This is a genomic window from Kitasatospora sp. NPDC007106, assembly GCF_040634455.1.
GTDB lineage: Bacteria > Actinomycetota > Actinomycetes > Streptomycetales > Streptomycetaceae > Kitasatospora > Kitasatospora arboriphila.
Genome location: NZ_JBEYFP010000861.1, coordinates 1 through 2394, shown reverse-complemented (window position 1 = coordinate 2394; position 2394 = coordinate 1). Strand labels below are relative to the sequence as shown.

Here is a 2394-nt window from a genome sequence, read left to right as displayed (position 1 = left end):
GCAGGATCGGCGCGTCGCGCAGGATCGCCCGGGCGAGGGCGACCCGCTGCCGCTGTCCGCCGGACAACTTGATGCCGCGCTCGCCCACCATGGTGTCGAAGCCCTGCGGCAGCGCGTCGGTGAACTCCGTGACGTGCGCGGCCTCCGCGGCGCGGCGGATCTCGGCGTCGGTGGCGCCCGGCCGGGCGAACGCGATGTTGTCCCGCAGCGACCGGTGGAACATCGCCGGGTCCTGCGGCACGTAGGCGATCAGGCTGCGCAGGTCGGCCTGGCGCAGCCGGGTGATGTCCTGGCCGCCGATCAGGATCCGTCCGGCGTCGACGTCCGTCATCCGCAGCAGCAGCCGGGTGAGGGTGGTCTTCCCGCCGCCGGACCGGCCGACCAGTCCGAACTTCGCCCCGGACGGCACCGTGAGGTCGAGGCCCCGGAAGATCGGGTCCGCGCAGGAGTGGGCGAAGTGCACCCGCTCGAAGCGGACGTCCGCGCCCCGGCGCAGCAGCGGTTCCGGCACGGCGGGATCGAGCACGGTCGGCGGTGTGAGCAGCAGCTCCGTGAACTGTGCGGCCTCCGTCAGCGAGCTCTCCAGCCGGCGGTAGATCTGGTTGAACTCGAACATGATCCGTGTCGCGTTGCTGTAGTAGGTGAAGGCGACCACCACCGCCTCCACGTTGTGCCGGCCCCCGCCGAGGGTCACCGCCAGCAGCAGGCCGAGGGCGTTGGTGAGCACCGACATCGGCGCGACCAGGGTGTCGATGCGCAGGTTGCCGTAGTCCCAGGACCGCAGCGAGAGCCGGCGCGACTCGGCGACGCGGGACCGGTGTTCGGCCGCCTCGCCCCGCTCGGCCGCGAACGCCCGGACGGTGTCCATGTTCATCAGGCTGTCGGCGACGTGGCCGGACACCCGGGCGATCGCCTCCTCGCGCTCGTTGACCAGCGCCTGGCGGCGGCGGATGAGCGGGGCCGCGCACAGCGCCGTCAGGGCGATCATCACCAGCAGCCCGATGACGAGGAGCGGTTCGTAGCGCCACAGCACCACCGAGCCGAAGACCAGCGGCACGAAGCTGGCCACGACCGAGAAGGTCAGCGTGTCGACGAACTCCTCGTAGCGGGAGGCGAAGCTCAGCACCCGCTTGGTCAGCGAGCCGGCGAAGTTGTCGTGGAAGAACGCCGCGTCCTTGGCGAACAGCTCGTCCATGCCGATCACGTAGAGGTGCTCGATGCCGAGGGCGTCGAGGCGGTTCAGGCAGTGCAGGCCGACGCGCCACACCGCCTCCCCGGCCAGCAGGGCGCCGGCGAAGCCCAGGACGTACGGCAGCAGCGAGCCGGACCCGGCACCCGCGGGGGAGGCGATCCGGCCGACGAGCTTCGCCACCGCCAGCGGCGCGAGGTAGGCGATCCCGATGTTGCCCAACGCCGGCAGCAGCATGGCCGGCACCGTGAGGTACGGGAGCCGGGCCAGCTCCCGTCCGTAGTAGCGGAGCGCGAGGAGCACTGAACGCCTGCCCGGTGCTCCTCGGAGTGTCTCGGACGATCCCATCCCGACCTCGTTGCGTCGTGCGGAAGCCCAGCGACTGCCCCTCCCGGCGAATGAAATGATGTATGACTAATCGTCAAAAACCTTGCACGGAAGGGCAGAAGCCCAAGTCTCCCGCGACGGCCCCGGTGCGGTCCAAGCAATTTCCGGCAGGGCGTCACCTCGCGACGGTCGCGGGCCGGTCAGGTCGGCGACGGGTCGGAGTGACCACCCGGGCCGGGTCGGAGTTGATCGGGGCATGGAAGAGGCGGGTGCCCGGCGGGTGGTCCCGCGACCGAGGGACGCCGACGCCCGCCGGGTGATGCGGGCCCAGCGCCGTGTGAACACCGCACCCGAACTCGCCCTCCGGCGGGCACTGCACGCACTCGGCTTCCGCCACCGGGTGGACCTTCCCCTCCCCACCCTGCGCCGCGGGAGGGCGGACATCACCTTCGTGCCCTGGCGTACCGCGGTGTTCGTGCAGGGCTGCTTCTGGCACGCGTGCCCCGAGCACCTGCACGCGCCGAAGCACAACGCCGAATGGTGGTGGCGGAAGCTCGACGACGACGTGCGTCGCGACCGGCACACCGATGAGAACCTCGTCCGGCCGGGTTGGCTCCCCCTGAGGATCTGGGAGCACGAGACCGTCGAGGCCGCCGTCGACAAGGTCGTGGAGCTGCTCGCCCACCAGGGGCATCCACGAGCACGGCGGCTGCACCGGAGCTCCGGGCGCAGCACCGGGGTGCCGCCGAACGCAACGGACCCCTTCGGCCCCGCCCGGCTCCGCTCCGGCGGACCGGCGTGATGCCGGTGGGACCGGGCGGTGGTCAGCGGGCGGTGGTCAGCGGGCGGTGGTCAGCGGGCCGGGCGGGGGAGGGCCG

General features: G+C 72.0%; 2 protein-coding genes. One reads left to right on the top strand and one right to left on the bottom strand.

The window, feature by feature from the left end; all coding sequences use genetic code 11:
• Window positions 1-1537: ABC transporter ATP-binding protein (locus tag ABZ641_RS33330; RefSeq protein ID WP_359987963.1), on the bottom strand; the 1537-nt coding region annotated here is incomplete at its 3' end.
• 235 nt (window positions 1538-1772) lie between these two features.
• Here ABZ641_RS33330 and vsr point away from each other — a divergent pair.
• On the top strand, window positions 1773-2318 hold the full coding sequence (vsr, locus tag ABZ641_RS33325; protein ID WP_359987960.1) for a DNA mismatch endonuclease Vsr: 546 nt from the start codon (window positions 1773-1775) through the stop codon (window positions 2316-2318).
• Window positions 2319-2394 lie beyond the last annotated feature (76 nt).